The following is a 26,656-nucleotide window of genomic DNA, read 5'->3' as shown; positions in this document are numbered from 1 at the left end:
AGGTGAGCTATCTGCGCCTGCCCCATCTCCATGGTGACCTGTTGTGCTTCGTGGCCGAGGACGACCTCTGGCTGGCCCCGCTGGCCGAGCCGGGCCGAGCCTGGCGGCTCACCGTCGACCGCACGAAGGCCGGACACCCCCGCTTCTCCCCCGACGGCCGCATGATCGCCTACACGAGCTGGCGCAGTCTCGTCCCGGAGATCCATCTCGTGCCGGTGGAGGGCGGTCCGGGACGGCGGCTGACCTACTGGGGCAGCTCCGACACGCGGGTCTGCGGCTGGGCGCCCCCGGACGCCGACGGAAACGCCGACATCCTCGCCGTCGCCTCCCACGGCGAGCCCTTCTCCTACTTCACCTGGGCCTACAAGGTCACCCCCGACGGCTCCCCGGGCCGCAAGCTCCCCTGGGGCCCGGTCTCCGACCTCCAGGTCGCCGAGCTCGACGGCGAACGCCGCACGCTCCTGCTCACCGGCACCCCACCGCACGAGCCGGCAGCCTGGAAACGCTACCGGGGCGGCGCCACCGGCCGGCTGTGGCTGCACGGGCGACGGCTCCTGGAGGGCCTCGAAGGCCATCTCGCCAGCCCGCTCCTCGTCGGCGGCCGGATCGCGTTCCTCTCCGACCACGAAGGCGTCGGCAACCTCTACTCCTGCGCCCACGACGGCTCCGACCTGCGCCGGCACACCGATCACGACGCCTTCTACGCCCGGCACGCCGCCGGCGACGGCACCCGGGTGGTGTACCAGTGCGGCGGGGACCTGTGGATCGTCGACGACCTCGCCGCGGGCTCCGAGCCGCGCCGGATCGACGTGCGCCTCAACGGGCCGCGCGCGGGCCGCCGCCCCTACCAGATCCCGGCCGCCCAGCACGTGGACGGCATCTCCGTCGACGAGACCGGCCGGGCCGGCGCGGTCGTCGTCCGCGGCAGCCTGTACTGGCTCACCCACCGCGACGGACCCGCCCGGACGATCACCGACACCCCCGGAGTGCGGGTGCGGCTGCCGGAGATGCTCGGCACCCGCGGACAGGTCGCCTATGTGACGGACGCGGACGGCGAGGACGCCGTCGAGGTCGCCGATCTGCCCCGGGCCACGGGCCGGCGCGCGCCCCGCCGGCTGGCCTCCGGCAGGCTCGGCCGGGTGCTGGAGACGGCGGCCGACCCGCAGGGCGAACGGCTCGCCGTCGCCTCGCACGACGGCCGGCTGCTGCTCGTCGACCTCACCGAGGGGGAGGGGGACGCGGGAGACGCGGGCGGCGACGAGGTCATCGAGCTGATCGCGTCGGCCAACGGGCCCGTCCGCGACCTGGCCTTCTCGCCGGACGGGGGCTGGCTGACCTGGTCGCATCCCGGGATCGGGCGCTCCCTGCGCCAGATCAAGATGGCCCGAATGAAGGACCGGTCGGTCATCGACGTCACCGACGGCCGCTTCGAGGACGAGAACCCGGTGTTCACCCGGGACGGCCGGTACCTCGCCTTCCTCTCCTGGCGCGGCTTCGACCCGGTCTACGACGTGCACACCGGCGACCTGTCCTTCCCGCTGGGCTGCCGCCCCTACCTCGTGCCCCTCTCCTCCGCGACGCCCTCGCCCTTCGCGCTGACCCCGGAAGGCCGTCCGGCCGCCGGCGGGCTGGACCCGCTGGAGGACGACGGCGACGGCGCCGACGGGACGGTGACCGTGGAGACCGAAGGGCTGGCCAGCCGCGTCACCCCCTTCCCCGTCATCGCCTCCAAGTACTCGGCCCTGTGCCCGGTGGCGGGCGGCGGACTGGTGTGGCTGCGCTGGCCGATCTCGGGGGCGCTCGGCGAGACGTTCGCCAACCCGGACGACACGAGCGGACGGCCGACGCTGGAGCACTTCCACGTCGGCAAGGCGAAGAAGTCCGAACTCGTCGGCGACCTCGACTGGTTCGCGCCGAGCGGGGACGGCACCCGGCTGGTGGTGGTCGACGAGGGCGACCTGCGGGCGGTGCCGTCCACCGAGTCCGGCGACCCGGACTCCACGGTCTGGATCGACCTGCGGCGCATCCTGCACGAGGTGGACCCGGGCGCCGAGTGGCGGCAGTCCTACGACGAGGCCGGCCGGCTGATCCGCGCCTACTTCTGGGACCCCGGCATGTGCGGGATCGACTGGGACGCGATCCTCGACCAGTACCGCCCGCTGGTCGAACGGGTCGCCTCACCCGACGAGTTCGCGGACCTGCTGCGCGAGGTGCTGGGCGAGCTGGGCACCTCCCACGCGTACGTCACCGCCGCCCGCCGCAACGAGGGACCGCCCCACTACCAGCGCCTCCAGGGCCTCCTCGGCGCCAACCTCGTGCGCAGGGACGGCGGTTGGACGGTCCGGCGGATCCTGCCCGGCGACTCCTCCGACTCCAGGGCGCGTTCGCCGCTGGCCGGCACCGGGATCCGGGCGGGCGCGGTCCTCACCCACGTGGACGGCCGGGAGGTCGACCCGGTGACCGGCCCCTACCCGCTGCTGGCCGGCGCGGGCGGCACCACGGTGGAGCTCACGCTGGCCCCCGCGGAGGGCGGGACGGGCCGGCCCCGCCGGGTGGCCGTCGTCCCGCTCGTCGACGAGCGCCCCCTGCGCTACCAGGACTGGGTCACCAAACGACGCGCGGTGGTGAGGGAGTTGAGCGGCGGCCGGTGCGGCTACCTGCACATCCCGGACATGGGCGGCTCGGGCTGGGCCCAGTTCAACCGCGACCTGCGGATGGAGGTGTCACGGCCCGCGCTGATCGTGGACGTGCGCGGCAACGCGGGCGGTCACATCAGCGAACTGGTGGTGGAGAAGCTGACCCGCATGATCCTGGGCTGGGACCTCACCCGCGACGCCCAGCCGGTGTCGTACGCCTCCAACGCCCCGCGCGGGCCGGTGGTGGCGCTGGCGGACGAGGCGACCTCCTCCGACGGCGACATGATCACGGCCGCCTTCAAACTGCTCGGGCTGGGCCCGGTGGTCGGCCAGCGCACCTGGGGCGGCGTCGTCGGCATGACCGGCCGGCACCAGCTCGGCGACGGCACCGTCATCACCGTCCCGATGAACGCGGCCTGGTTCGACGCGTACGGCTGGTCGGTGGAGAACAGGGGCGTCGCACCCGACCTGGAGATCCTGCGCACGCCCCTCGACTGGGCCGAGGGCCGTCACGCCCAACTCGACGACGCCGTACGGCTGGCCCTGGACCTGCTCGACGCGAAACCTCCGGCGACCCCGCCCGGCTACGCCGACGTCCCCGACCGGTCACGCCCGAAACTGCCCCCGCGCACGACCTGAGCGCGGACGCGACGAGGGCGACGCGGGAGACGACACGAGGAGGGGCGCCCCGGGCCCGGGGCGCCCCCTGCTCATCGTTCACCGACCGCCGGAGCGGGGTGTCAGAAGCTCTCTTCGTCGAAGCCGACGCGCTCGTGCTCGCGCTCCTGCGGGCTGCGGCGCTCCGACGCCTCGTGCTCCGGACGCATGCGCTCCGACGACTCACGCTCCGGACGCATGCGCTCCGCGTCCTCGCCCGGACGCCGCTTGCCGCGCTGCTGGACCTGCTCCTTGGCCTGCTGGGCCTTCTGCTGGGCCTTCTGCTGCCACTGCTCGGGCTGGTCCTGGAACTTGTCCTTCATACCCATGTGGGTTCACTCCTGTGGGAGATGAGGGGGTGAGAGCCCCGTGGTGGGGCCTCGACCAGACTCACACGGGCGGTCACGCCACGCATGTCGATCAACCACGCTGCGTAGCCCTGGCCTGTTCGTCGGCGGAACCGCCCGCTCCCACCAGCCCGGTCCGCATCCCCTGCAACCGCGGTGCGAAGCGCTTCATCTCGCGCCGGCCGACGGTCCCGATGATCCCGGGCAGATACCCGCGCACCGCCTGCATCCCGCGCAGCCACCCCTGCCCGTACACGTGCGCGGAACGCCGCTCGATGCCGGCCACGATCCGGTCGACGGCCGGCCCCAGCGGGTACGTCTTGTTCGACGGCCACGGCAGCCGCTGCCTCAACTCCCGCATCACCGCGTCCTGGTCGGCCCCGCGCACCATGTCGGTGTCGGTCCAGGACAGATACCCGACGCCCACGCCGACGCCCTGGTGGCCGACCTCCGCGCGCAGACTGTGCGCGAACGCCTCCACGCCCGACTTGGACGCGCAGTACGCGGTCATCATCGGAGCCGGCGTGATCGCGGCGAGCGAGGCGATCTGCAGCAGATAGCCGCGGCTCTCCCGCAACAGCGGCAGGAAGGCGCGGGCCGTGACGGCCGAGCCGATCAGGTTGACCTCGATGACCCGCCGCCAGGAGTCCGGGTCGGAGTCCGCGAACGGACCGCCGTTGGCCACACCGGCGTTGGCCACCACGACGTCCACCTTGCCGAAGCGCTCCTTCACCTCCGCCGCCACGCGGGCCATCGCCTCGTGGTCGGTCACGTCGGCGTACCAGTGGCCGCTGTCGCCGTGCAGCCGCTCGGACACCTGCTTCAGCGCGTCCGGCTCCAGACCGACCAGCGCGACCTTCGCGCCGCGCGCGGAGAGCTTGCGGGCGAGCAGCTCCCCGACGCCCCGCGCCGCCCCGGTGACCACGACGACCTGTCCCTCGAGTTCGACCCTGCTCATGCGCCCTCCTCCTTCGACTGCGTGTACGTGGTGACGAGTTCCCGGATCCGTCCGGTGACCAGGTCCGGCGCCTCGACCGGCGTCATGTGGCCGACGCCGGGAAGTTCGGTGACGCCCAGGGAGTGCGGGAGCGCAGCGGCGATCCGGTGCGCGTGCACCGGCGGCGTCATCCGGTCGCCGGCGCCCACCAGCACCGCCGTCGGCACGCTCAACCGCCCCACGCCCTGGTCGAGATCGAGCAGGAACAGCACGTCGGACCAGGCGTGCCGCACCCGGCGCGGGCAGGCGTGCACGATCCGGGCGCACGCCTCCACCATGTGCGGGGCCGCTCCGGCGCCCATCGTCGCGTACTTCAGGATCCGCATCGCGACCGGCGTGACCGGCCCGAGGGGCGCCCTGGACCCGAGGACCCGCCGGGTCAGCCAGGTCCGCAGCCCGCCCGGCCGCAGCGGGACGACGGTGGACTCGGCGACCAGCCGCGAGGCGCCGGTGCTGCACAGCAGGACCGCGGCCGCGTGCTCCCGGAAGGCGTCCCGGCCGGCCGCCGCCAGCACCGTCATCCCGCCCATGGAGTGACCGGCGATCACCGCCCTCTCCCCGGGTGCGAGCGTCGCCCGCAGGACGGCTTCCAGGTCGTCGGCGAGGGCGTCCGTGCTGCACGCCGGGCTCGCCGGGGTGCGTCCGTGCCCGCGCTGGTCGTACGCGATCACGCGGTGGTCGACGGCGAGTTCGCGGATCTGGGCCGCCCAGAACGCCGTCGAGCAGGTCCAGCCGTGGGCGAGGACGACGGCGGGCGCGGCCTCGGCCCCCGAGGCCGGGCCGTGGATCTCCACGTGCAGACGGGCGCCGTCGGCGGAGACGGCGGTCAGCTCACGGACGGAGGCGACGTCACCGACGGAGGTCACGCCGTCACCCCCTCGTCCTCGGCGGCCTGCGCCTGACCGTCCTGCGCCTCGGACTGTGCCTGGGCGGGCTGCTCCTGGGCGGCCTTCGGCCGGGCGGACGCGCGCACGACCTCGTACTCCGCGAGGTCCACTCGGCGCGTGGCCCGCCGGAACTCGGCCGTGGTGCCGGGCCAGACGGTGGTGTTGCGGCCGTTCGCGTCCAGGTACCAGCTGGTGCAGCCGCCCGTGCTCCACACCGTCCGCTTCATACGGTCCTGCACCCGGCGGTTCCAGGCGTGCACGGCGCTCGGGCGGGCGTCCAGCGCGGCACGGCCTCCGAGGACGTCGAGCTGACGCAGGTAGTCGGCCATGTAGTTCAGCTGGGACTCGATCATCAGGATCATGGAGGAGTTCCCGAGACCGGTGTTCGGGCCGATGATCGTCATCCAGTTGGGGAACCCGGCGGCGGACGCGCCCCGCAGGGCCTGCATGCCGCCCTTCCAGCTCTCCGCGAGCGTCCGCCCGTCCGCGCCCACCACCCGGTCGGCGATCGGCATGTCCGTGACGTGGAACCCGGTGCCGAACACGATCACGTCGGCCTCCGCCTCGGTGCCGTCGGCGGCGACCAGGGTGGACCCGCGCACCTCGCTCAGGCCGCTCGCGACGACGTCCACGTTGGGGCGCGTGAGGGCGGGATAGTAGGTGCTGGACAGCAGGATCCGCTTGCAGCCGATGCGGTAGCCGGGGGTGAGCTTGGCGCGCAGGGCCGGGTCCTTGACGGCGCGGGCCATGTTGCGCCTGGCGAGCCGCTCGACGAAGCCGAGTTCGTTCGGGTGCTTGGTGAACGCCTGCACCTGGAGCTCACGGATGCCCCACAGCAGGCCGCGCCGCAGCCGGGCGGTCGCGGGCAGCGCCCGGTGCAGAGCTCGCTCCGCACCGCTGACGGCCCGGTCGACGCGGGGCATCACCCACGGCGGGGTGCGCTGGAAGAGGGTCAGCCGGGAGACGTCGGGCTGGATGGCCGGCACGATCTGGACGGCCGAGGCGCCGGTGCCGACCACGGCGACCCGCTTGCCGGCGAGGTCGTGGCCGTGGTCCCAGCGGGCCGAGTGGAAGACCTTGCCGGGGAAGGCGTCCAGGCCGGGGACCGCCGGGATCTTCGGATCGGACAGCGGCCCGGTGGCCGACACGACGACGTCGGCGAAGTAGCGTCCGGCGCTGGTCTCGACGTCCCAGCGCAGCTCCCGCGCGTCCCAGGTCATCCGCAGCACCTCGGAGTCGAGCCGCAGGTGCGGCCGCAGCCCGAACACGTCCGTCACGTGCTCCAGGTAGGCGCGGATGTGCTCCTGGCCGGAGAAGGCGCGCGGCCAGTCCGGGTTGGGCGCGAAGGAGAAGGAGTAGAGGTGGGACGGCACGTCACAGGCGCACCCCGGGTAGCTGTTGTCCCGCCAGGTCCCGCCCACGCTGCCCGCCCGTTCCAGGATCACGAAGTCCGTGATCCCCTCCCGGCGCAGCCGCACGGCGGCCCCCAGTCCGCCGAAGCCGGACCCGATCACCGCCACCCGTACGTGTTCGGTCATCCCGACACCTCCCAGCCGTGCCACACACGCGACTCTGCCAGTGAACACTGGCGCAATGGGAGCGTAGAACAGGCCCGTACCGATGGGTAGGGGCCCGGGAGAGGGAAAGTCACCCGCGGCACAACATAAGCTTCGCCCGTGACGGAGAAGCGCGAGTACCGGACGGAGGAGCTGGCCGCCCAGGCCGGCATCACCGTGCGCACCCTGCGCTTCTACCGCGAGCGCAAACTGCTCGCACCGCCCCGGCGCGAGGGCCGCATCGCCTGGTACGACGACCACCACCTGGCCCGGCTGCGGACGATCTCCGCCCTCCTGGAACGCGGCCACACCCTCACCGGCATCGCCGAACTGGCCGACGCCCTGGACCAGGGCAGCGACGTGGCCGAGCTGATCGGCGTCGGCGGCCCCACCGAGGAGGAGCCCGTCCGCCTCACCCCCGAGGAACTCGCCGCCCGCTTCGAGGGCCAGGTCACCCCCGAGAACCTCGCCGCCGCCCTCGACCTCGGCTACCTGGGCACCGACGGCGACGAGATCGTCCACATCAGCCGACGGCTCCTGGACGTGTCCTCCGCCCTCGTCGCCGAGGGGATCCCGCTCGCCGACGTCCTGGCGGCGGGCGTCCGCGTCCGCGAACACGCCGACGCCCTCGCCGGACTTTTCACCGACCTGATCCTGCGCCACGCCGCCGAGAAGGACCTGCCCCGCCTGCGCCCCCTGGCCCGCAGCGTGGTGGAGGCGGAACTGTCCCTGGCACTGGACCGACGGCTGCGGCGGGAGACCCCGGCGCAGGAGACCTGAGAACCGGCTGGATTCACTGACCCGCGAGGTCGTAGACGACGGTCACCGGGGCGTGGTCCGACCAGCGCTCGGCGTGCGTGGCCGCCCGCTCCACCAGCCCCTTGACGGCCTTGCCCGCGAGGCCGGGCGTCGAGACGTGGTAGTCGATCCTCCAGCCCGAGTCGTTGTCGAACGCCCGCCCCCGGTACGACCACCAGGTGTACGGGCCCTCCAGGTCCGGGTGCAGCTCCCGCACGACGTCCACGTAGCCGCCGTCCGCCGGGGCGAGGACCCTGCTCAGCCACTCCCGCTCCTCGGGCAGGAAGCCGGAGCTCTTCTGGTTGGCGCGCCAGTTCTTCAGGTCGGCCTGCCGGTGGGCGATGTTCCAGTCGCCGCAGACCAGGACCTCGCGGCCGTCGGCGGCGGCGCGTTCGCGCAGCTCCTTGAGGTGGGCGAGGAACTGGTCCATGAAGCGGACCTTCTCGTCCTGCCGTTCGGTGCCGACCTCGCCGGAGGGCAGGTAGAGAGAGGCGACCGTCACACCCGGCAGGTCGGCCTCCACGTAGCGGCCGCTGCCGTCGAACTCGGACGAGCCGAAGCCGACGCGGACGGCGTCGGGCTCACGGCGGGTGTAGAGGGAGACGCCCGCCCGGCCCTTCGCGGCGGCCGGCGCGTGCGTGACGTGCCAGCCCTCGGGGGCCCGGACCGTCTCCGGCAGCTGCTCCGGCTCGGCCCGCACCTCCTGGAGGCACAGCACATCGGCGGAGGTGTCCGCGAGCCACTCCACGAAGCCCTTCTTCGCGGCGGCACGCAGTCCATTGACGTTCACGGAGGTCACCGTCAGCACAACACTCTCCTAGACCTCACAGGCGACCCGGCAGGAAGGACCCCTCGTCCGAGGTCACGGTCAGCACCCCGGCACGATACCGGCCCGAGCCCACCGGCCGGACGCGGGCCGCAGGCCGCGGGCCACATGCCGCAGGCCACGAGCCGCAGGCCGTGCGGCATGTACCGCGGGACGCGCGCGTACTGCATGCGGCGGGCACGTACTGTGTGGGGCGTGAAAATACGTCCGGTCCCCTTCGACCACCCCGACGCGGTCAAGCTCAACGACGAGGTCCAGGCCGAGTACCACGAGCGCTACGGCGACGGCGGCGACGCGACCGTCCTCGCGCCCGCCGACTTCCGGCCGCCCCGCGGCGTCTACCTCGTCGCCTACGACGAGACCGACCGCCCGGTGGCCACCGGCGGCTGGCGCAGCCAGGACGAGAACGGCGAGGGCAACCAGGACGGCGACGCCGAGCTGAAGAGGATGTTCGTGGTCCGGGACATGCGCGGGCGCGGTCTGGCGCGGCGGATGCTCGCCGCGCTGGAGGAGGACGCACGCGGCGCCGGCCGCGTCCGGATGGTGCTGGAGACCGGCACCGAGCAGCCGGAGGCCATCGCCCTGTACACCTCCAGCGGCTACGAGCCGTGCACGAAGTTCGGCTACTACCGCGCGTACGAGTCGAGCCGCTGCTTCGCAAAGCCCCTCAGCTCCTGAGGTAGGCCGGCACCGCGAGGACCGAGCAGTGCGGGTGAACCGGCCGAGGGTGGGCAGGGCGGCGGAGGTGTGTCATGTGACGCTCAGAGTCCTGACCGCCTCCCTCACCACGACGGCAGCGGCCCCGCGCCTCACGCCGGGCCGCGGACACGGCGCCCGCGGCGCGGGGAAAACCCGGTGGCGGGCACGGACCGTCAAGGACGAGTATGCGACGCATGGATGACCGCCCCGCGCGATGGAGCACGGCAACCACCTTCCCCGACATGTGGGTCGACCCGGACGACGACCCCCGCGACACGCAAGGGCCGGGTCCGGAGGGGGAGTCGGCGACGCTGCGGGACTTCCTGACGGGCTATCGCCTGACGTTGCGGATGAAGTGCGAGGGCCTGGACGCCGAGCAGTTGGCCCGCCGGTCGGTGCCGCCGTCGACGATGTCGTTGCTCGGCCTGGTCCGGCACCTCGCCGAGGTGGAGCGGGACTGGCGCAACTGGATCACCGACGGCGATCCGCTGCCGAGGCTGTACGGCGAGAAGGACGCGGACTTTCACGGGGCGCTCGCGGAGCAGGCCCTGGTGGACGCCGCGTTCTCGGACCTGGAGCGCGAGCAGTCCGCGACCGACGCCGCACTGGCCGAGCACCCCGATCTGAGCGAGCGGGTGGGCGACGAGAGGATCGCCGTCCGGGAGCTGATGGTGCACCGGATCGAGGAGTACGCCCGCCACTGCGGCCACGCCGACCTCCTGCGCGAGCGCGTCGACGGAAGGGTCGGCCAGTGAGCCCGCCGATGGCGCACGCGCACCCGTCGGGCCTCGGTCACCCGAATCGCACCAACGCCGGTGCCGGCGCCCCGGGGCCAACCGTCATTCACGCAACAGGGCCTGACCGGACGGCGGCACCGTCAAAGCCGTAGACCACTGACGTCCATCGACCCGAACACCTTGGAACAGACTCCGGAAACGACGAAGATCCCGCCGATCATGAAGATCGGCGGGATCTCGTCAACCGCTCCCGAGTCAACTCAAGAACAGTCGTGCAGTGGACCTGTGGGGATTTGAACCCCAGACCCCCTCGATGCGAACGAGGTGCGCTACCAGACTGCGCCACAGGCCCTTGCAACGAGTGAAACTCTAGCACCCCCATCGGCCTGCTTGGAAATCCGTTCCCCGAGGCCGGGCAGGGGCGCGGGGAGGCCTCATTCGTTGGCGGCCAGGGGTCGCTCGCCGTCCTCGTACTGGTCGAACAGCGGGGTGCGGCCGCGTTCGCGCGAGCGCCGGGCCGAGGCCGCGCGCCGTGCGTCGCTGCGCTCGCCGCCCTCCTCGGACCTGTCCTCCGCGCGGTCCGCAGATTCCGGTTCCCCGGCCGGGTCGTCCCCTGCGTCGGCCGCCTCCTGGTCCGGCGCGACGGAGCTCGACCGGGCCGAACTCCAGGCGTCGGGCGCCGCGAGATCCACGTCGGACGTGGCGCGCGGGGCGACCGGTGCGGTCACGTAGGTGGGCAGCGGGACCGGGACCGGGTCCCAGCTCTCGCCGTGCCCGGGGCGGCGCTGCCGCTCGCGCTGCTGGTCGACCCACTCCGCGTGGTCGGTCTGCTCGACGAGCGCCCTGCGGTCCGCGGCCAGCGCCAGCAGGCCCGGGTCGGTCTCCGGTTCGGCGTCCTCGTGCGGCTCCTCTGCGCCGGCGTCGGAGCCGGTGTCGAGGGACGACGTGCTCGCCGGGGCCGGGGACGGGGACGGGGCCCGCCGGGGCCGCTGGCGCTCGCGCAGCCGCTGCGCGGCGACCTCGGCGCGCCTGCGGTCCATCTGGTACGCAAAACGGCGGTGCTCCTGGGCGCGCAGATAGGCGATGTACGCACTGAGCAGGACGGCGGGCACGCCGGGCGCCCAGAGGAAGGCGAGGCCGCCGACCGCCGCGACGATCGCGCCGAGCGTGAAGGCGAGGAAGAGCATCACCGTGGTGCGCCGACGGCGTGCGAGCGCCTTCGAGCGCTGGGCGCGCGCGGCGGACGCCTGCGCGGAGGACGTGCGCCGCGCCGACGGCCGTGCGGAGGAGGGGTGCCGTGCGACCGGCACACGTCGACCCGCCGGGGCCGCGCCGCCCTCGCGCGCGGACGCGGAGGCTGCGGAACTCGCGGGAGCGTGCGACCCGGCGGAAGCGGCCGCAAGGGCGTGGGCCGACGCCGACGCCGACACCGACGGGGTCGGAGCGGATCCGGAGGCCGCGGCCGCGGACTGCGCGGCGGCGTGGTCGCGGGCCGGCCCGGCGCCCTGTTCGCGCGGTTCGCGCCCGGAGTCGGATCCCGGTTCACGCACCGCCTCGCGCGCCCCCTCGGGACGTCCCGATCCGCGTTCGTGCCCGCGTTCGTGACCTCGCTCGTGCACCGGCGCCTTCGCCTGGGGCCGGGTCGGCGGCATGACGAAGCCCCGGACGTCCACCGATTCGGTGACGGCGTCCGGAGCGTCGGCGCCGGGCTCCCCCTCGGCGGAGCGCGCCCGCAGGTCCTTGGCGTACCGGCGCTCCATTCCCGCCCGTCCGGACAGCAGCCGGATGGCGGTGCTGAAGCGTTCCGTGGGACGAGCCTCGTTCAGCTCGTCCTGCCTACGGAGCCACATGGGCACCAAGTAGGCGGCCCAGGCCCCGACGATGACTGCGTAGATGAGGCCGCTGCTGCTCACGCCTCACACCGTAGAGGGGTTTACGTGAGGCCATCCGCCAATTGAGCCGGTGTGTCGCACGATCCGGCTGATATTTCGAACTTTTTTTGTGATCGATGCGATCAGCGGGCCGCCAGAGGTGCGAATTCCACGCCCCGGACAGTCACCACTCGATCACTGTCGAACATTTATTCAATCGAACAAATCGAACACTTATTCAATTCCCGGGATCCCGGTGATTCCCCGCGGCATTGCCCGGCGTGTTCATGGGCGCGCTCCGGTCGGTGGCCCGGAACTCGCCGGGCGCTGTCCGGGAGCGCGAGCGCCGCCAGCGGCTCAGCAGGCCCTCCGGAACCTCCTCCGACGTGAGGGCGAACACGAGGTGATCGCGCCAGGCGCCGTCGATGTGGAGATAGCGCGGACGCAGCCCTTCCTCGCGGAATCCGAGTTTCTCCACGACCCGGCGGCTGGGGCCGTTCTCGGGTCGAATGCAGACCTCGATGCGGTGCAGTCCGACGGTGCGGAAACAGTGGTCCACGACCAGGGCCACGGCCGTCGGCATCACCCCGCGCCCGGCGACCGACTCGTCCACCCAGTAGCCGACATGCCCCGAGCACATGGACCCCCAGGTGATCCCGGCGACCGTCAACTGCCCGACGAGCCGCCCCTGGTACTCGATGACGAAGGGCAGCATCCGCCCGGCGTTCGCCTCGGTCCGCAGGTGCCGGACCATCTGGCGGTACGTCGGCCGGTGCGCGATCGGCCCGCTGGGCGCGGGCGGCGGGATGGTGGCCTCCCAGGGGCGCAGCCAGTCCCGGTTGCGCCGGTTGACCTCGCGCCAGGCCCGCTGGTCGCGCAGCTTTATCGGCCGCAGGACGATGTCGCCGTCCCGCAGCTCGACGGGCCAGGATGGGCTGTTCAGCTCGCACCTCCCTGGCTCGGTCCCGGATGGTCGCCGCCGCGGATCTGGTCGACGGCGTGGATCAGCAGCGGTTCCAGGACGGCCAGACCGTCCTTCACCCCGCCGGTGGAGCCGGGCAGGTTGACGATCAGGGTGCCGCCCGCCACTCCGGCCAGCCCCCGCGAGAGGGCCGCGGTGGGCACCTTCTCCCGGCCGTACGCCCTGATGGCCTCGGCGATGCCCGGCACCTCCCGGTCGATGAGCGCGCGGGTCGCCTCGGGTGTGCGGTCGGTGGGCGAGATCCCGGTGCCGCCGGTGGTGACGACGACGTCGTACCCGGCCTCGACGGCGGCCCGCAGGGCGGCCTCCACCGGCTCCCCGTCGGGAACCGCCCACGGGCCGTCGACGGCGAAGCCGAAGCCGCGCAGGCCCTCGGCGACCAGGGGGCCGCCCCGGTCCTCGTAGACCCCGGCGGCGGCCCGGTTGGAGGCGGTCACGACCAGCGCGCCGTAGGGAGCGAGGAGGGCGGCGCCGAGGGACGCGTCGAGTGTCATGACCGTCTCCAGTCACCCGACTTGCCGCCCGTCTTCTCCTCCACGCGCACGTCCGTGATCACCGCTTCCTTGTCGACGGCCTTCACCATGTCGATCACGGTGAGCGCGGCGACGGAGACCGCGGTGAGGGCCTCCATCTCGACGCCCGTGCGGTCCGTCGTCTTCACCGTGGCGGTGATCTCCACGGCGTCGTCCGCGACCGACAGTTCCAGTTTCACACCGGAGACGGCGAGAGGGTGGCACAGCGGGATGAGGTCCGGGGTGCGCTTGGCGCCCATGATGCCCGCGATGCGCGCGGTGGCCAGCGCGTCACCCTTGGGCACCCCTTCGCCGCGCAGCAGCTCGACGACCCGGGGCGAGACGAGGACCCGCCCGCCGGCCCGCGCGGTGCGTGCGGTGACGTCCTTGCCGGACACGTCGACCATGCGCGCTGCGCCCGCGTCGTCGATGTGCGTCAGTCGGTCCTTCTCAGGGGGTCCGGGGGTTTCCCCCCGGGAATGCACAGTCATGCTGGTGGCGCTCCCGGTCCGGGCCCGGCGCGGTGCGGCGCACGGGCCTGTTGTGCGCGACACGGTACCCCCAACCAGGAGCGCTCAGCCGAGCAGGACGACCTCGACCTCGACGCCGGGCTCGACGGACTCCACGTCCTCGGGGACGACAATCAGCGAGTCGGCGTGCGCGAGGGCCGCGACCAGGTGGGAGCCGGCGCCGCCGACCGGGCGCACGGAGCCCCCGGTGTGCACCGCGCGCAGGAACTGTCTGCGGCCCTTCGGCGAGGTCAGCGCCTTGTCGGCGGTCAACTTCGCGCGCGTGGTGGGCCGGTGGACGTCCGGGAGTCCCATGAGGGTGCGGATGGCGGGGCGGACGAACAGCTCGAAGGACACGTACGACGACACCGGGTTGCCGGGCAGGGCCAGCAGGGGGGTGTGGTCGGGGCCCACGGAACCGAAGCCCTGGGGCTTGCCCGGCTGCATGGCGAGCTTGCGGAACTCGACGCCGCCGCCCGCCTCGTCCTCGTCGCCGACGTGCTCCAGCGCCTCCTTGACGACGTCGTAGGCCCCGACGCTCACCCCGCCGGTGGTGACGACGAGGTCGGCGCGCACGAGCTGGTCCTCGATCGTGGAGCGCAGCGTGTCGGCGTCGTCGGCGACCGCGCCCACCCGGTAGGCGATGGCGCCGGCGTCCCGGGCGGCGGCCGTGAGGGCGAAGCTGTTGGAGTCGTAGATCTGGCCGCTGCCCAGCTTTTCGCCGGGCTGGACGAGTTCGCTGCCGGTGGACATCACGACCACACGCGGGCGCGGGCGCACCCGCACGGAGGCGCGGCCGATCGCCGCGAGCAGGGCGATCTGGGGCGGTCCGAGGACGGTTCCGGCGTCGAGGGCGCGGTCGCCCGCCTTCACGTCGCTGCCCTGGGCGCGCACGTGCGCGCGTGCGTCGGCGGGCCGGTACACGCGCACGTGCCCGGATGCCTGCTCGGGGGCGAGGCTGCGGGCGCGCATCTGGCTGACCGGGCCCTCTCCGAGCCCTCCGTCGGTCCACTCCACGGGGACGACGGCCTCGGCGCCGGGCGGCAGCGGGGCGCCGGTCATGATGCGGGCGGCCTGGCCCGGCCCGACGTGGAGCCGGTCGGCCGCCTGTCCCGCCGCGACGTCGCCGACGACCTCCAGAGCGGCCGGGAACTCCTCGCTCGCGCCGGCGACGTCCGCGACCCGCACCGCGTAGCCGTCCATGGAGCTGTTGTCGAAGGGCGGCAGAGAGACCGGAACCGTGACGTCCTCGACGAGGACGCAGCCCTGGGCATCGGGCAGCTGCAGCTCGATGGGCTCCAGTGGGCGGACGGTGGCGAGGATGTCCTCCAGGTGCTCGTCCACCGACCAGAGGCGGTCCTCGGCGGCGGGACGGGGCGCGGCGGTGCTCAAAGTGGCTGCATCTCCTCGGTGACGTAACTACGGAGCCAGGACCGGAAGTCCGGACCCAGATCTTCACGTTCGCACGCGAGTCTGACAATGGCACGCAGGTAGTCGCCCCGGTCGCCGGTGTCATAGCGGCGGCCCTTGAAGACGACGCCGTGGACGGGGCCGCCGACCTTCTCGTCCTGCGCGAGCTGCTGGAGGGCGTCGGTGAGCTGGATCTCGCCGCCGCGGCCGGGCTCGGTCTCGCGCAGGACGGCGAACACGCTCGGGTCGAGCACATAGCGGCCGATGATCGCGTAGTTCGACGGGGCGTCAGCCGGGTCCGGCTTCTCCACGAGGCCGGTCACCTTGACGACGTCGCTGTCCACGGTGGTGTCCACGGCCGCGCAGCCGTAGAGGTGGATCTGCTCGGGGCCGACCTCCATGAGCGCCACGACGCTGCCGCCGTGCTGCTCCTGGACCTCGATCATGCGCTGGAGCAGCGGGTCACGGGGGTCGATCAGGTCGTCGCCGAGGAGGACGGCGAAGGGCTCCTGCCCGACGTGCGGGGCGGCGCACAGGACGGCGTGGCCGAGGCCCCTGGGGTCGCCCTGGCGCACGTAGTGCATGGTGGCGAGGTCACTGGACTGCTGGACCTTGGCGAGGCGAGCGGCGTCGCCCTTCTTCTGCAGGGCCGACTCGAGTTCGTAGTTGCGGTCGAAGTGGTCCTCCAGGGGCCGCTTGTTGCGGCCGGTGACCATGAGGACGTCGTCGAGGCCGGCGGAGACGGCCTCCTCGACCACGTACTGGATAGCGGGCTTGTCCACGACCGGCAGCATCTCCTTGGGAGTGGCCTTGGTCGCCGGCAGGAACCGGGTGCCGAGGCCGGCCGCGGGGATGACAGCCTTGCTGATCCTGGGGTGCGACTGAGTCATGCCGGTCACCTTATCCGCTGACTTTGAGGCGAATCTGTGGATCTGGCCAATTCATGATCATATGAACTTACAAAAGCTGTGTGAGAGCAATGTACGACTGGTGCGGGAGCGAAGTATGAGTCACCTCGAAGGTGGACCAGAGCCTGACAAACGGATGTTGCGCCGAGGACTCCTCGACGCGAGGAACAGGTTGACGACGGATGACCTGCGTTCCGCCGCCCTCGCGCTGGCCGAGCGCGCCCTGGAGCTGCCCGAGCTGGCGCGGGCGCGCACGGTGGCGGCGTACGTCTCGGTGGGCGCCGAGCCCGGCACCCCTGCGCTGCTGGACGCGCTGGTCGCCCGGGGCGTGCGCGTGCTGCTTCCCGCCCTGCTGCCCGACAACGACCTGGACTGGGGCGCGTACGCCGGCGAGGGCTCTCTCGCACCGGTCCAACACGGCGGGAAGACAACCCTCTTGGAGCCCGCCGGCGAGCGCCTCGGACCGGACGCCGTGGCCGGCGCCGACGTCGTGCTGCTGCCCGGTCTCGCGGTCGACGCGCGCGGTGTGCGGCTCGGCCGCGGAGGCGGGTCGTACGACCGTGTGCTGACCCGGCTGGCCGCCCGCGGGGCCACCCCCTTCCTGCTGGTGCTCCTGTACGACGCCGAGGTCGTCGAGCACGTCCCGGACGAGGCGCACGACCGGCCGGTGCAGGCCGCCGTGACGCCGTCGGCGGTCCGCCGCTTCACCGCGGCCCGGCCCTGACGTGGAAGGGCCCTCCACACGCGCGCACCGACAGCGTCCGCGCGTGTGGAGGGCCCCTTCGCCGTTCGCCCGCTCAGGGCTTGAGGACCAGCGTGTCCGTGGCGCCGTTCTCGACCGCTTTCTCGGAGAAGGACCAGTCGAGCAGCTCGCCGTCGGCCCACGTGCCCGTCTGATCGGTGTAGTGGGCGCTGAAGGCGTGCCCCGAGGCGCCGCTGAGGTTGATCCACTTCGACTTGTCCAGGTCGGCGAGGTTGACCACCATGCGCATCGAAGGCACCCACACCACCCCGTAGCCGCCGGCCGCGTTCCAGCCGGTCGCGTTGACCGAGGCCTCACCGCCGCTGAGCTTCCACGGGCCGCGGTTGAGGATGTACTGCAGGAAGCCGGGGCCGCTGGTGCCCAGGGTCTGGTTCTTCAGGAACAGACGGTGCAGCCGTCCCCAGCTCCACGTGTCGATGTCCTTGCCGAGCTTGGCGGTCAGCTCCCAGCGGGCGTCGATCATGGCCCGCTCGAACAGCTTGTCCCGGTCGTGGTCGGCGCCCGGGCGGGTGCCCGTGGCGGGCGTCGTCCACCACTCGCTGTTCTTCTTGTCGAGGAGCCGGTTCACGACCTCGAACCAGCGGTCGCCGCCGTCCGGCTGCGCCTGGTCGGCGTCGCGCTGGCCGCACTCGCGGACCTTCTTGGTGTCGTCGACCGGGCCCGTGGTGTTGACCGGGTCGACCCACAGGCACTGGTCCTCGACGCGCAGCTCCTTGGGCAGCTTGTTGCCGAAGGCCAGCTTGAGGACGTTGCGCCAGACCGCGTTGAAGTAGGCGGCCGCGGCCGAGTCGGCGTCCTGGGTGAAGTCCCAGTTCTCCAGCAGCTTCTGCGCGTCCCGGACGTCCTGGTCCTGAAGGTTGATCTTCTTCAGCAGGGGCACGAGCTGCTTCGCGATCTCGCTGGCGTCGTCCAGCTGCATCTGCCGCATGTCGTCGGTGGAGATCTTGCCGCCGCCCTTGATCTTGCTCTTGATCAGGTCGGTGATCCGCTGGCTCCGCGTGCCGTAGCCCCAGTCCGTGGTGAGGGTGTACGGGTACTTGTCCTTGTCGACCACGGCCTGGTTGGCGGTGACGATGTACCCGCGCGGGGGGTCGAACTCGTTGGGCAGTTCCTTGAAGTCGATGTAGCCGGTCCACCGGTACCCCGACTTCCAGCCGGGTGTCGGGACGGAGCCGTCCATGCCCTTCGCGCGCGTGGGGATCTTGCCGGGCAGCTGGTAGCCGATGTGGCCCGCGGTGTCGGCGTAGACCAGGTTCTGCGAGGGCACGTCGAACTTCTCGGCCGCCTTGCGGAAGCCCTCCCAGTCCTTCGCCTTGTCCAGGAGGAAGACGGCGTCCATGGAGGTGCCGGGCTGCAGCGCGGTCCACTTCAGCGCGACGGCGTAACCGTCGCCGCGGTCGGGCGCCGCGGTGTCGACGGTGGCCTTCTTGCCGACCTTGACGAGTTCGTCGTCGCGGTCGGACAGCAGCGGCATCCCGTCCTGGGTCTGCCGGACGACGATCTTCTTCGCGGAGCCGCCGGCCACCTTGATGGTCTCGTCGCGCCTGACGAACGGCTTGACCTTGTTGTCGTACTGGTAGCCGTCGGCGCCGGAGAGCTTCTCCAGGTAGAGGTCGGTGACGTCGGCGCCGGAGTTCGTCATGCCCCAGGCGATGTCCGCGTTGTGGCCGATGATCACACCGGGCATGCCCGCGAAGGTGTAGCCGGAGACGTCGTACGCGCACTTGCTGGAGACGCTGCGGCAGTGCAGGCCCATCTGGTACCAGACGGACGGCAGCGAGGCCGACAGGTGCGGGTCGTTGGCCAGCAGCGGCTTCTTGGTGATCGTGTGCGTCCCGGCGACGACCCAGGAGTTGGATCCGATGCCGTTGCCGTTCACTCCGACGGCCGTGGGCAGGTCGTCCAGGACGCGGTAGAGGCCCGAGAGCTGGCTCTGCGCAGCCGAGCCCGAGCCGCTGCCCCCGCCCGTGCCACTGCCCGTACCCGTGCCACTGCCACTGCCACTGCCACTGCCGGACGAGTCGCCCGAGCCGCTGCCCGAGCCCTCCCCGTCGCCGCCCCCGAAGGTCTTGGTCGCCTCGTCGTACCGGCCGTCCTGGACGATCGGCTGGTTGCGGCTGTACGGATACTGCGGGTACAGGTCGGCGATCTGCTGCGGGCCCAGCCGGCTGGTCATCAGGGCGCGGTCGATCTCGTCCTGCATGTTGCCGCGCAGGTCCCAGGCCATCGCCTTCAGCCACGACACCGAGTCGACCGGGGTCCACTCGGCGGGCTTGTAGTCGTTGGTGAAGCCCAGGGCCGCGTACTCCAGGGAGATGTCCGCGCCGTCCTTGCCCTTCAGGTACGCGTTGACGCCTTTGGCGTAGGCCTGGAGGTACTTCTTGGTGTCGGGCGACAGGACCGTGTCGTACTCCTGCCGGGCGACGCGGTCCCAGCCCAGGGTGCGCAGGAACTCGTCGTTGTCGACCTGGCTCTTGCCGAACATCTCCGACAGCCGTCCGGACGTCAGGTGCCGGCGCACGTCCATCTCGTAGAACCGGTCCTGCGCCTGGACGAAGCCCTGCGCCATGAACAGGTCCTCGTCGGTGTCGGCGTAGATCTGCGGGACGCCGTAGCCGTCCCGTTTCACGTCGACGGGCCCGGACAGGCCCTCGAGCGTGAGCGAACCCTTGGTCTGCGGGAAGGACGCGCGGACCGTGCTGATGGACCAGTAGGCCCCGTAGGCCACGCCACCGATGATGGCCAGCACCAGCACAAGCACGATCAAACGGGCTTTGCGCCCCTTCTTCCTGCCGGACTTGACGGGCTTGTCACCCGATGTGGCGGTGGTGTTGGGGGGCATCGCTGTCCTTGCTGTCCTAACGCGAGCGGCACGGCGGGCTGTCCTTTTGAATGAGCGCTGGAGCAACCATAGGCGCAGGGGTTCGCACGACTTGACGCGGAGTCGGGTACGCGCGCGGAAGGGTGTTCGGTCTCGCGCTCGCCGAGCGTCAAGAAATCGTCAAGAGTTAGGTAAGGTAATGAAGTAGTTGGACCGGGGCGCACACCGCTTCGTGTCCGATGTATCCGATGCACATGTGCGCCCGCGCGCCACGCGCGCGCGCCGGTGAAAGGGAACCGCCGCTGACTGTCCACCACCTCAACCAGCTCCTGCTCGTCTGCTCGCTCGTCCTGCTCATCGCCGTCGCGGCGGTCCGGATCTCCTCGCGCAGCGGGCTGCCCAGCCTGCTCGTCTACCTGGGCATCGGCATCGCCATGGGCCAGGACGGCATCGGCGACGTCCACTTCGACAACGCCGAACTGACGCAGGTCATCGGCTACGCCGCCCTGGTCGTGATCCTCGCCGAGGGCGGCCTCGGCACGAAGTGGAAGGAGATCGAACCGGCCCTGCCTTCGGCCACGGCGCTGGCACTGGCCGGAGTGGCGGTCAGCGTCGGCGTCACCGCCTCGGCCGCGCACTTCGTGACGGGTCTGGAGTGGCGGCAGGCGCTGATCATCGGCGCGGTGGTGTCCTCGACGGACGCGGCGGCGGTCTTCTCCGTGCTGCGCAAGATCCCCCTGCCCTCGCGCGTGACGGGCACCCTGGAGGCCGAGTCCGGCTTCAACGACGCCCCGGTGGTCATCCTGGTCGTCGCCTTCTCCACGGCCGGCCCGGTCGACCACTGGTACCTGCTGCTGGGCGAGATAGCGCTGGAGCTGGCCATCGGCGCCGCCATCGGCCTGGCGGTCGGCTGGCTGGGCTCCTGGGGCCTCAGGCACGTCGCCCTGCCCGCCTCCGGCCTCTACCCGATCGCCGTCATGGCCATCGCCATCACCGCCTACGCGGCGGGCTCCCTGGCGCACGGCAGCGGCTTCCTGGGCGTCTACCTCGCCTCGATGGTCATGGGCAACGCCAAACTGCCGCACTGGCCCGCCACGCGCGGGTTCGCCGACGGCCTCGGCTGGATCGCCCAGATCGGCATGTTCGTCCTGCTCGGCCTGCTGGTCACCCCGCACGAGCTGGGCGACGACGTGCTGCCCGCGCTCGTCATCGGCCTGGTGCTCACCATGGTGGCCCGCCCGGTCAGCGTCTTCCTGTGCCTGACGCCCTTCCGGGTGCCCTGGCAGGAGCAGACCCTGATGTCCTGGGCCGGCCTGCGCGGCGCCGTGCCCATCATCCTGGCGACGATCCCCATGGTGAACGGCGTCGACGGGAGCCGCCGGATCTTCAACATCGTCTTCGTCCTGGTCGTCGTCTACACCCTGGTCCAGGGGCCGACGCTGCCCTGGCTGGCGCGCACGCTGCGTCTGGGCGGGGATCCGGAGGCCGCCGACCTCGGCGTCGAGTCGGCGCCTCTGGAGCGGCTGCGCGGGCACCTGCTGTCCGTCGCGATCCCGGAGGAGTCGAAGATGCACGGCGTCGAGGTCAACGAACTGCGGCTGCCGGCCGGGTCCGCCGTCACCCTCGTCGTGCGGGACGGAGCCTCGTTCGTCCCGCTGCCGTCGACCGTCCTGCGGCGCGGCGACGAACTCCTCGTCGTGGCCACCGACCCGGTCCGCGACGCCGCGGAGAAGCGCCTGCGGGCCGTCGGGCACGGCGGCAAACTCGCCGGATGGCTGGGCACGGGTGGCGACGTGCGTTGAGTGCGCGTTTCATACCGTTCACACCCCCTTCATTCACAGGCAGCCGGGCGTGCGGTGCTCCTTTTCACAGGCCTTGCACACCCTGATCCCTGTAAGGTGAAGGGGCACTTTGATCGAACCAACTCTGCCTGACGCAGAGCTGGCGCGACCGTATGGCGGCCGGACACCTCCTGGAGCGGACTCCGGCATCTACCGCAGCACGCGCAAGAGGACAGCTCTCGGCGCCCCCCGCACGGGCGCGCTACCAGGCGGCAGAAAGGCACGGGCCGTGGCATCCACGGTCACCACCGAGCCGTCGAAGGACTCGTCGGCCTCCTCCCGCCCGGGATACGGGCAGCTGCTGCGCACCCGCGGCGCCTGGACGTTCCTGCTGCCCGGCTTCGCCGCCCGTCAGCCGTTCGCGATGCTCACCCTCTCCATCGTGCTGCTCGTGCAGCACACCACCGGCTCGTACGGGGCCGCCGGCGCCGCCGCGGCCGTCACCGGCGTCTCCATGGCCCTGTGCGCGCCCTCCAGCGGGCGGCTCGCCGACCGCTACGGGCAGCGGGCGGTACTGATCCCCGGCGTGCTCGTGCACACCGCGTCGGGGATCGCCCTCACGGTCCTGGCCCTCGCCCACGCGCCCCTGTGGGCGCTGTTCGCGGCCGCCGTGCCCACGGGCGCCTCGGTGCCGCAGATCGGGCCCATGGTGCGGGCCCGGTGGGGCGTGAAGCTGAAGGGCTCGCCCCTGATGACCACCGCGGCGGCCTTCGAGTCCGTCACGGACGAGCTCACCTTCGTCTTCGGCCCGCTGCTGGCGACCGCCCTGTGCACCGCCGTGAACCCCGCCGCCGGCCTGATCGCCGAGGCCGCGCTGACCCTGCTCGGCGGTCTGCTGTTCGCCGCGCAGAAGAGCACCCAGCCCCAGGTCGCCCCCGCGGGGCACAAGCACGTGGAACACGCCTCGGCTCTGCGCGTCCCCGGTGTGCGCGTGCTGATCGCGACCTTCCTCGGCATCGGCTCCGTCTTCGGCGGCATGCAGGTCTCGCTGGCCGCGTTCTCCGAGTCGATCGGCGAGCCCGGCCTGAACGGCGTCCTGTACGGCACGTTCGCCGCGGGCAACATGCTCTCCGGCCTGGTCTGCGGCGCGATCGCCTGGAAGGCCGCCCCGCAGCGGCGCATGACCGTGGCCTACGCGGCCCTCGCGCTCGTCGCCTCCGGCCTGTGGGCCGCACACTCCGTGCCCGTCCTGGCGGGCCTCGGCCTGCTGGTCGGCGTGTGCATCGCGCCCGCGCTGATCACCGGTTACACGCTGGTCGAGGGTCTGGTCCCGGCCGGGGCCCGCACCGAGGCGTTCACCTGGCTGACGGGCGCGGTGGCGCTCGGGCAGGCGGCCGCCGTCACCGTCGCCGGCCGGCTGGAGGACAGCGTCGGGGACGGCGCCGGTTTCCTGGTGCCGATGGGCGGCACCGTGCCGGCCCTGGCGGTCCTGCTGGCGCTGCGTTCGCGGCTGGCGACGCGGCCGCGCGCGCATACCGTCGCACGTGGCGTCGGTCACCGCGAGCCGGTGACAGTGGACTGATCCCCGGGAATGCGTCAAGATAGACCGTCGTTAGCACTCACTGAGTGAGAGTGCCAGGAGGAAGACAGTGCCGACCTACCAGTACCAGTGCACCGAGTGCGGCGAGGGCCTCGAGGCGGTGCAGAAGTTCACCGACGACGCTCTGACCGAGTGCCCGAACTGCGGTGGCCGCCTCAAGAAGGTGTTCTCCGCCGTCGGCATCGTCTTCAAGGGCTCCGGCTTCTACCGCAACGACAGCCGCGGCTCCTCGTCGAGCAGCTCGCCGGCGTCGTCGAAGCCGTCGGCCACCGATGCGAAGCCGAGTTCGACCACGTCGTCGTCCTCGTCGCCCTCGTCGTCTTCGTCCGACTCGAAGTCGTCGAGCACCGGCACCTCGGCCGGCAGCAGCTCCGCCGCATAAGGACCCTGCCCACGGGACCCTGTCGTCGTCCGACGGCGGGGTCCTGCGGCATGCCCGACGGCTGAGTCCCGGGCATCGCTGCGGCCGCGTCCCGGGCCTCGCGCGGCCGGGCTCCCGAGTGCCCTGCCGCAGGGCACTCGGCATTCCTCCACGGTGCCGGGCTGGCCTAGGGTGCCGGACATGGCGAACAAGGCAGCGAACGCGGAGATCGGCGTGATCGGCGGATCCGGTCTCTACTCGTTCCTCGACGACGTGACCGAGATCCAGGTCGACACCCCCTACGGACCGCCCAGCGACTCCCTCTTCCTCGGCGAGACCGCCGGCCGGCGGGTCGCCTTCCTCCCCCGGCACGGACGCGGACACCATCTGCCGCCGCACCGGATCAACTACCGGGCCAACATGTGGGCGTTGCGGTCCCTCGGCGTGCGCCAGGTCCTCGGCCCGTGCGCGGTGGGCGGTCTGCGCCCCGAGTACGGGCCCGGCACCCTGATCGTGCCCGACCAGCTCGTCGACCGTACGAAGTCGCGGCCCGGGACGTACTTCGACGGACTGCCTCTGCCCGACGGCACCGTGCCCCAGGTGGTGCACGTGTCGCTGGCCGACCCGTACTGCCCCGCCGGACGCGCGGCGGCGCTGAAGGCGGCACGCGGCCGGCAGTGGGAGCCGGTGGACGGCGGGACGCTGGTCGTGATCGAGGGACCGAGGTTCTCGACCCGTGCCGAATCGTTGTGGCACCAGGCTCAGGGCTGGTCGGCGGTGGGGATGACGGGGCATCCGGAGGCCGCGCTCGCCCGGGAACTGGAGCTCTGCTACACGTCGTTGAACCTCGTCACCGATCTGGACGCGGGTGCCGAGAGCGGTGAGGGCGTGTCGCACGAGGAGGTGATGAGGGTGTTCGCGGCCAAGGTGGACCGCCTCCGGGAGGTGCTGTTCGACACGCTCGCCGCACTCCCCGCGAACACCGAGCGGGACTGCTTGTGCACGAACGCCCTGGGCGGACTGAACCCGGGGTTCGAGCTGCCTTAGCCGGTCGGGGCGTCGAGGGGGCCCAGGGTCAGGGGTTCGGGCTGCCTCGGCGGGTCGGCTTTCGGGGCCGGGGGCTGGTGAAGCGGCGATGGGACGTGGCGGACGGCGGCGGGGCGAAAGCGGTCGACGGCGCGGAGCGGGGTGGGGCGGTGAGCGGACGGCGTCGTGAAGTTGGACTGGGCGGGCGGGGTCAGGCGGGCGGGGTGAGCGGGGCCGGTCGGCGTGCGAGTGGCGGAACTCCTCGTTCGGGCGGCGGAGTTATCCACAAACCACGGGTGGTCCACCGGCTCCGACGGACGACGGCGTGAGGGCTCATCGTGGCTGTGCAAGCCCGTCCAGGCCCTTCCAAGCCCGTCCAAGTCCTTCAAAGCCCGTCCGTCCTCGCAGGTGGTGGTCCCGTGTCCGCTCTTCCTCCCTCCCCTCCGCTCGTCCTCCCGTCCGCGCCGTGCCCGCCCGGTGCGGAGACGCCCGCGACGTGCGAGGTCCCTGTCTTCGACCCGGTGCGCGTGGGCCACGGCCGGTATCGGATCGGCCGGCTGGTCCGGAGCCGAAGGCGCGCCCTCGCGTTCGGACTCGCCGTCACCGCCGCCGCGCTCGTGGCCGCGAGTGCCCGCGACGATCCCGCCCGTGGACACCCGGACGGTGACGTGCGCGGAGGCTCCCCCTCCCGCGCGCGATCGTCCACGCACACTCCCGCGCCCGCCTCCCGTACCGCCGAGAAGGTGACGGCTCCGGTGCGCATCGCCGACGCGGCCACCGTCCGGCTGCTGCGCCCCGGTGACCGGGTCGACGTCATCGCGGTCGAGCAGGCCGCGACGGGCGGGACGAGCGGCGGCAGAGGCGACGAGGCCCGCGTCGTCGCGCGCGGGGCGCTCGTGACGAAGGTGCCCGAGCCGTTGGACGCCTCGGCCTCCGCCTCCGCCCTGGCCTCCGGCGCCCTGGGGGAGAACGGCGCCCTGGTCGTCCTGTCGGTGCCCCGGTCGACCGCGGCGCGCCTTGCGGGCGCGAGCGCGACGGGCCGGCTGGCGGTGACCCTGTGGTGAGGTCGGTCCGCTCGTCGGAGCGACCGCACTGGACACACCCGCCCGGCCTTGACGTAGGTTGCGGAGCTGCTTGTTCCACAACCTGTTCATGTGAGGAGTGTCCCCGAGGTGAGCGAAAAGAAGGCAAGCGTTCTGCAGGGCTTCAAGGCCTTCCTGATGCGTGGGAACGTCGTCGATCTGGCAGTCGCGGTGGTGATCGGCGCGGCCTTCACGAACATCGTCAACTCGGTGGTGAAGGGGATCATCAACCCGGTCATCGGCACGATCGGCACCAAGAACCTGGACAGCTACTACTCCTGCATCAAGGGCCCGTGCGGCAGTACGGGCGACAGCGCGACCGGCGTGCGGATCCTGTGGGGCTCCGTCCTCGGCGCGACCCTCACCTTCGTGATCACGGCGGCCGTCGTGTACTTCCTGATGGTGCTGCCCATGTCGAAGTACCTGGCCGTGGTGGAAGCGCGCAGGAAGGCCAAGGAAGGCACGCGGGAGGTCATGGACGTGACCGAGTTGGAGGTGCTCAAGGAGATCCGCGACGAGCTGGTCGCCCAGCGGGGCCCGGGCGGCAGCCGCCGGTAGCGCCATGGTCCCGTCCGGCCCACCGGGTTCGGATCCGGGTTCACCTGCGGGTCCCGGTCGCGGCCCAGGTACGCGTCCGGATCCCGCTCCCGGCCCGGGTGCGGGTTCGGATTCCGGCCCGGGTTCAGATGTGGTGGGGCGGCTTCTCGTCGAGGAAGCGCTTCAGGTCGGCGGCGCTGTCGCCGCCGACCGCCGGCCGCTCGCCCCACCCGCGGTCGGTGTCGTCCGAGGACTGCCGGTCCAGCGGGTCATCGAAGATCAGCGCGGCCTTCGGGTCACGCGGCTCGGGGGCGGAGGGGGTGCTCATGCGTCCAGGCTACGCTCACGCCCGC

24 protein-coding genes and 1 tRNA gene are annotated in these 26,656 nt (G+C 72.1%); 11 read left to right on the top strand and 14 right to left on the bottom strand.

The genetic code is table 11. The annotated features are described in order from the left end of the window. Nucleotides 1-2 precede the first annotated feature (2 nt). Nucleotides 3-3,275 carry a S41 family peptidase gene (locus IE239_RS13830; protein ID WP_190149579.1) on the top strand — a complete coding sequence of 1,091 codons (3,273 nt, stop codon included), beginning with the start codon at nt 3-5 and terminating at the stop codon, nt 3,273-3,275. Nucleotides 3,276-3,376: 101 nt separating this feature from the next. Here IE239_RS13830 and IE239_RS13825 read toward each other — a convergent pair whose 3' ends face one another. The 4 genes from IE239_RS13825 to IE239_RS13810 form a co-directional block, all read right to left on the bottom strand. Further along, nucleotides 3,377-3,622, bottom strand: a complete 246-nt coding sequence (locus tag IE239_RS13825; protein WP_190149742.1) for a hypothetical protein — start codon at nt 3,620-3,622, stop codon at nt 3,377-3,379. A gap of 91 nt (nt 3,623-3,713) precedes the next feature. Then, on the bottom strand, nt 3,714-4,598 hold the full coding sequence (locus IE239_RS13820; protein ID WP_190149578.1) for an SDR family oxidoreductase: 885 nt from the start codon (nt 4,596-4,598) through the stop codon (nt 3,714-3,716). Continuing rightward, nucleotides 4,595-5,503, bottom strand: a complete 909-nt coding sequence (locus IE239_RS13815; RefSeq protein WP_190149577.1) for an alpha/beta fold hydrolase — start codon at nt 5,501-5,503, stop codon at nt 4,595-4,597. The genes IE239_RS13820 and IE239_RS13815 overlap by 4 nt, the downstream gene beginning before the upstream one ends. Next, nucleotides 5,500-7,062, bottom strand: a complete 1,563-nt coding sequence (locus tag IE239_RS13810) for a flavin-containing monooxygenase (protein WP_229878082.1) — start codon at nt 7,060-7,062, stop codon at nt 5,500-5,502. The genes IE239_RS13815 and IE239_RS13810 overlap by 4 nt, the downstream gene beginning before the upstream one ends. A 138-nt stretch (nt 7,063-7,200) precedes the next feature. Between IE239_RS13810 and IE239_RS13805 the strand changes: the two genes are divergently transcribed. Beyond that, entirely contained in the window at nt 7,201-7,860 is a 660-nt protein-coding gene (locus IE239_RS13805; protein ID WP_190149576.1) for a MerR family transcriptional regulator, read from the top strand. A gap of 13 nt (nt 7,861-7,873) precedes the next feature. Here the strand turns inward: IE239_RS13805 and IE239_RS13800 are convergent, their stop codons facing one another. Beyond that, nucleotides 7,874-8,686, bottom strand: a complete 813-nt coding sequence (locus IE239_RS13800; protein ID WP_190149575.1) for an exodeoxyribonuclease III — start codon at nt 8,684-8,686, stop codon at nt 7,874-7,876. Between the two features lie 213 nt (nt 8,687-8,899). Between IE239_RS13800 and IE239_RS13795 the strand changes: the two genes are divergently transcribed. Then, on the top strand, nt 8,900-9,382 hold the full coding sequence (locus tag IE239_RS13795; protein WP_190149574.1) for a GNAT family N-acetyltransferase: 483 nt from the start codon (nt 8,900-8,902) through the stop codon (nt 9,380-9,382). Between the two features lie 215 nt (nt 9,383-9,597). Continuing rightward, nucleotides 9,598-10,158 carry a DinB family protein gene (locus tag IE239_RS13790; RefSeq protein ID WP_190149573.1) on the top strand — a complete coding sequence of 187 codons (561 nt, stop codon included), beginning with the start codon at nt 9,598-9,600 and terminating at the stop codon, nt 10,156-10,158. Nucleotides 10,159-10,418: 260 nt separating this feature from the next. Here IE239_RS13790 and IE239_RS13785 read toward each other — a convergent pair. The 7 genes from IE239_RS13785 to galU form a co-directional block, all read right to left on the bottom strand. Further along, nucleotides 10,419-10,492: transfer RNA gene (locus tag IE239_RS13785), tRNA-Ala, on the bottom strand. An 82-nt stretch (nt 10,493-10,574) separates the two neighbouring features. Further along, entirely contained in the window at nt 10,575-12,053 is a 1,479-nt protein-coding gene (gene sepX, locus IE239_RS13780) for a divisome protein SepX/GlpR (RefSeq protein ID WP_190149572.1), read from the bottom strand. A 196-nt stretch (nt 12,054-12,249) separates the two neighbouring features. Continuing rightward, on the bottom strand, nt 12,250-12,954 hold the full coding sequence (locus tag IE239_RS13775) for a GNAT family N-acetyltransferase (RefSeq protein ID WP_190149727.1): 705 nt from the start codon (nt 12,952-12,954) through the stop codon (nt 12,250-12,252). Continuing rightward, the gene (locus IE239_RS13770) at nt 12,951-13,487 is read right to left on the bottom strand and encodes a MogA/MoaB family molybdenum cofactor biosynthesis protein (RefSeq protein WP_190149571.1); all 537 of its coding nucleotides are present in this window, start codon (nt 13,485-13,487) and stop codon (nt 12,951-12,953) included. Before IE239_RS13770 ends, IE239_RS13775 begins: the two co-directional genes overlap by 4 nt. Beyond that, complete coding sequence (moaC, locus tag IE239_RS13765) at nt 13,484-13,996, bottom strand: cyclic pyranopterin monophosphate synthase MoaC (protein ID WP_190149570.1); 513 nt, start codon at nt 13,994-13,996, stop codon at nt 13,484-13,486. The genes IE239_RS13770 and moaC overlap by 4 nt, the downstream gene beginning before the upstream one ends. An 84-nt stretch (nt 13,997-14,080) precedes the next feature. Continuing rightward, a complete protein-coding gene (gene glp / locus IE239_RS13760) occupies nt 14,081-15,406 on the bottom strand; it encodes a molybdotransferase-like divisome protein Glp (RefSeq protein WP_190149569.1) in 1,326 nt (441 codons plus the stop codon). Continuing rightward, on the bottom strand, nt 15,403-16,314 hold the full coding sequence (galU, locus tag IE239_RS13755; protein WP_190149568.1) for a UTP--glucose-1-phosphate uridylyltransferase GalU: 912 nt from the start codon (nt 16,312-16,314) through the stop codon (nt 15,403-15,405). Before galU ends, glp begins: the two co-directional genes overlap by 4 nt. A 115-nt stretch (nt 16,315-16,429) precedes the next feature. On the opposite strand from galU, the gene IE239_RS13750 reads away from it, so the two are divergent. Further along, nucleotides 16,430-17,056, top strand: coding sequence for a 5-formyltetrahydrofolate cyclo-ligase (locus IE239_RS13750; protein ID WP_190149567.1), 627 nt, complete (start codon nt 16,430-16,432; stop codon nt 17,054-17,056). A gap of 73 nt (nt 17,057-17,129) precedes the next feature. Here the strand turns inward: IE239_RS13750 and IE239_RS13745 are convergent, their stop codons facing one another. Next, complete coding sequence (locus IE239_RS13745; protein ID WP_190149566.1) at nt 17,130-19,937, bottom strand: penicillin acylase family protein; 2,808 nt, start codon at nt 19,935-19,937, stop codon at nt 17,130-17,132. A gap of 218 nt (nt 19,938-20,155) precedes the next feature. Here IE239_RS13745 and IE239_RS13740 point away from each other — a divergent pair, with 218 nt between their 5' ends. The 6 genes from IE239_RS13740 (at nt 20,156) to IE239_RS13715 (ending at nt 26,324) form a co-directional block, all read left to right on the top strand. Further along, nucleotides 20,156-21,718, top strand: a complete 1,563-nt coding sequence (locus tag IE239_RS13740) for a potassium/proton antiporter (protein ID WP_373308096.1) — start codon at nt 20,156-20,158, stop codon at nt 21,716-21,718. A gap of 268 nt (nt 21,719-21,986) precedes the next feature. Beyond that, nucleotides 21,987-23,279: an MFS transporter gene (locus IE239_RS13735; protein WP_190149565.1), complete on the top strand. Its 1,293-nt coding sequence runs from the start codon at nt 21,987-21,989 to the stop codon at nt 23,277-23,279. A gap of 67 nt (nt 23,280-23,346) precedes the next feature. Further along, nucleotides 23,347-23,679: an FmdB family zinc ribbon protein gene (locus IE239_RS13730; protein ID WP_190149564.1), complete on the top strand. Its 333-nt coding sequence runs from the start codon at nt 23,347-23,349 to the stop codon at nt 23,677-23,679. A 180-nt stretch (nt 23,680-23,859) separates the two neighbouring features. Next, on the top strand, nt 23,860-24,705 hold the full coding sequence (locus IE239_RS13725; protein WP_190149563.1) for an S-methyl-5'-thioadenosine phosphorylase: 846 nt from the start codon (nt 23,860-23,862) through the stop codon (nt 24,703-24,705). Nucleotides 24,706-25,103: 398 nt separating this feature from the next. Then, the gene (locus tag IE239_RS13720) at nt 25,104-25,748 is read left to right on the top strand and encodes an RcpC/CpaB family pilus assembly protein (RefSeq protein ID WP_190149562.1); all 645 of its coding nucleotides are present in this window, start codon (nt 25,104-25,106) and stop codon (nt 25,746-25,748) included. A 108-nt stretch (nt 25,749-25,856) separates the two neighbouring features. Beyond that, nucleotides 25,857-26,324, top strand: a complete 468-nt coding sequence (locus IE239_RS13715; RefSeq protein WP_190149561.1) for a large conductance mechanosensitive channel protein MscL — start codon at nt 25,857-25,859, stop codon at nt 26,322-26,324. Between the two features lie 124 nt (nt 26,325-26,448). Here the strand turns inward: IE239_RS13715 and IE239_RS13710 are convergent, their stop codons facing one another. Then, complete coding sequence (locus IE239_RS13710) at nt 26,449-26,631, bottom strand: hypothetical protein (RefSeq protein WP_190149560.1); 183 nt, start codon at nt 26,629-26,631, stop codon at nt 26,449-26,451. Nucleotides 26,632-26,656: the final 25 nt, after the last annotated feature.

This window comes from Streptomyces humidus (assembly GCF_014649655.1).
GTDB lineage: Bacteria > Actinomycetota > Actinomycetes > Streptomycetales > Streptomycetaceae > Streptomyces > Streptomyces humidus.
The sequence above is the reverse complement of the archived record's forward strand: the minus strand, read 5'-3'. Positions and strand labels throughout refer to the sequence as shown.

Bases quoted from the DNA above. Each gene is read 5' to 3' on its own strand.
- IE239_RS13825 (WP_190149742.1), bottom strand. From the start codon at position 3,622: ATGGGTATGAAGGACAAGTTCCAGGACCAGCCCGAGCAGTGGCAGCAG.
- IE239_RS13820 (WP_190149578.1), bottom strand. From the start codon at position 4,598: ATGAGCAGGGTCGAACTCGAGGGACAGGTCGTCGTGGTCACCGGGGCG.
- IE239_RS13810 (WP_229878082.1), bottom strand. From the start codon at position 7,062: ATGACCGAACACGTACGGGTGGCGGTGATCGGGTCCGGCTTCGGCGGA.
- IE239_RS13790 (WP_190149573.1), top strand. From the start codon at position 9,598: ATGGATGACCGCCCCGCGCGATGGAGCACGGCAACCACCTTCCCCGAC.
- IE239_RS13770 (WP_190149571.1), bottom strand. From the start codon at position 13,487: ATGACACTCGACGCGTCCCTCGGCGCCGCCCTCCTCGCTCCCTACGGC.
- moaC (WP_190149570.1), bottom strand. From the start codon at position 13,996: ATGACTGTGCATTCCCGGGGGGAAACCCCCGGACCCCCTGAGAAGGAC.
- galU (WP_190149568.1), bottom strand. From the start codon at position 16,314: ATGACTCAGTCGCACCCCAGGATCAGCAAGGCTGTCATCCCCGCGGCC.
- IE239_RS13750 (WP_190149567.1), top strand. From the start codon at position 16,430: ATGAGTCACCTCGAAGGTGGACCAGAGCCTGACAAACGGATGTTGCGC.
- IE239_RS13745 (WP_190149566.1), bottom strand. From the start codon at position 19,937: ATGCCCCCCAACACCACCGCCACATCGGGTGACAAGCCCGTCAAGTCC.
- IE239_RS13740 (WP_373308096.1), top strand. From the start codon at position 20,156: ATGTATCCGATGCACATGTGCGCCCGCGCGCCACGCGCGCGCGCCGGT.
- IE239_RS13725 (WP_190149563.1), top strand. From the start codon at position 23,860: ATGGCGAACAAGGCAGCGAACGCGGAGATCGGCGTGATCGGCGGATCC.
- IE239_RS13710 (WP_190149560.1), bottom strand. From the start codon at position 26,631: ATGAGCACCCCCTCCGCCCCCGAGCCGCGTGACCCGAAGGCCGCGCTG.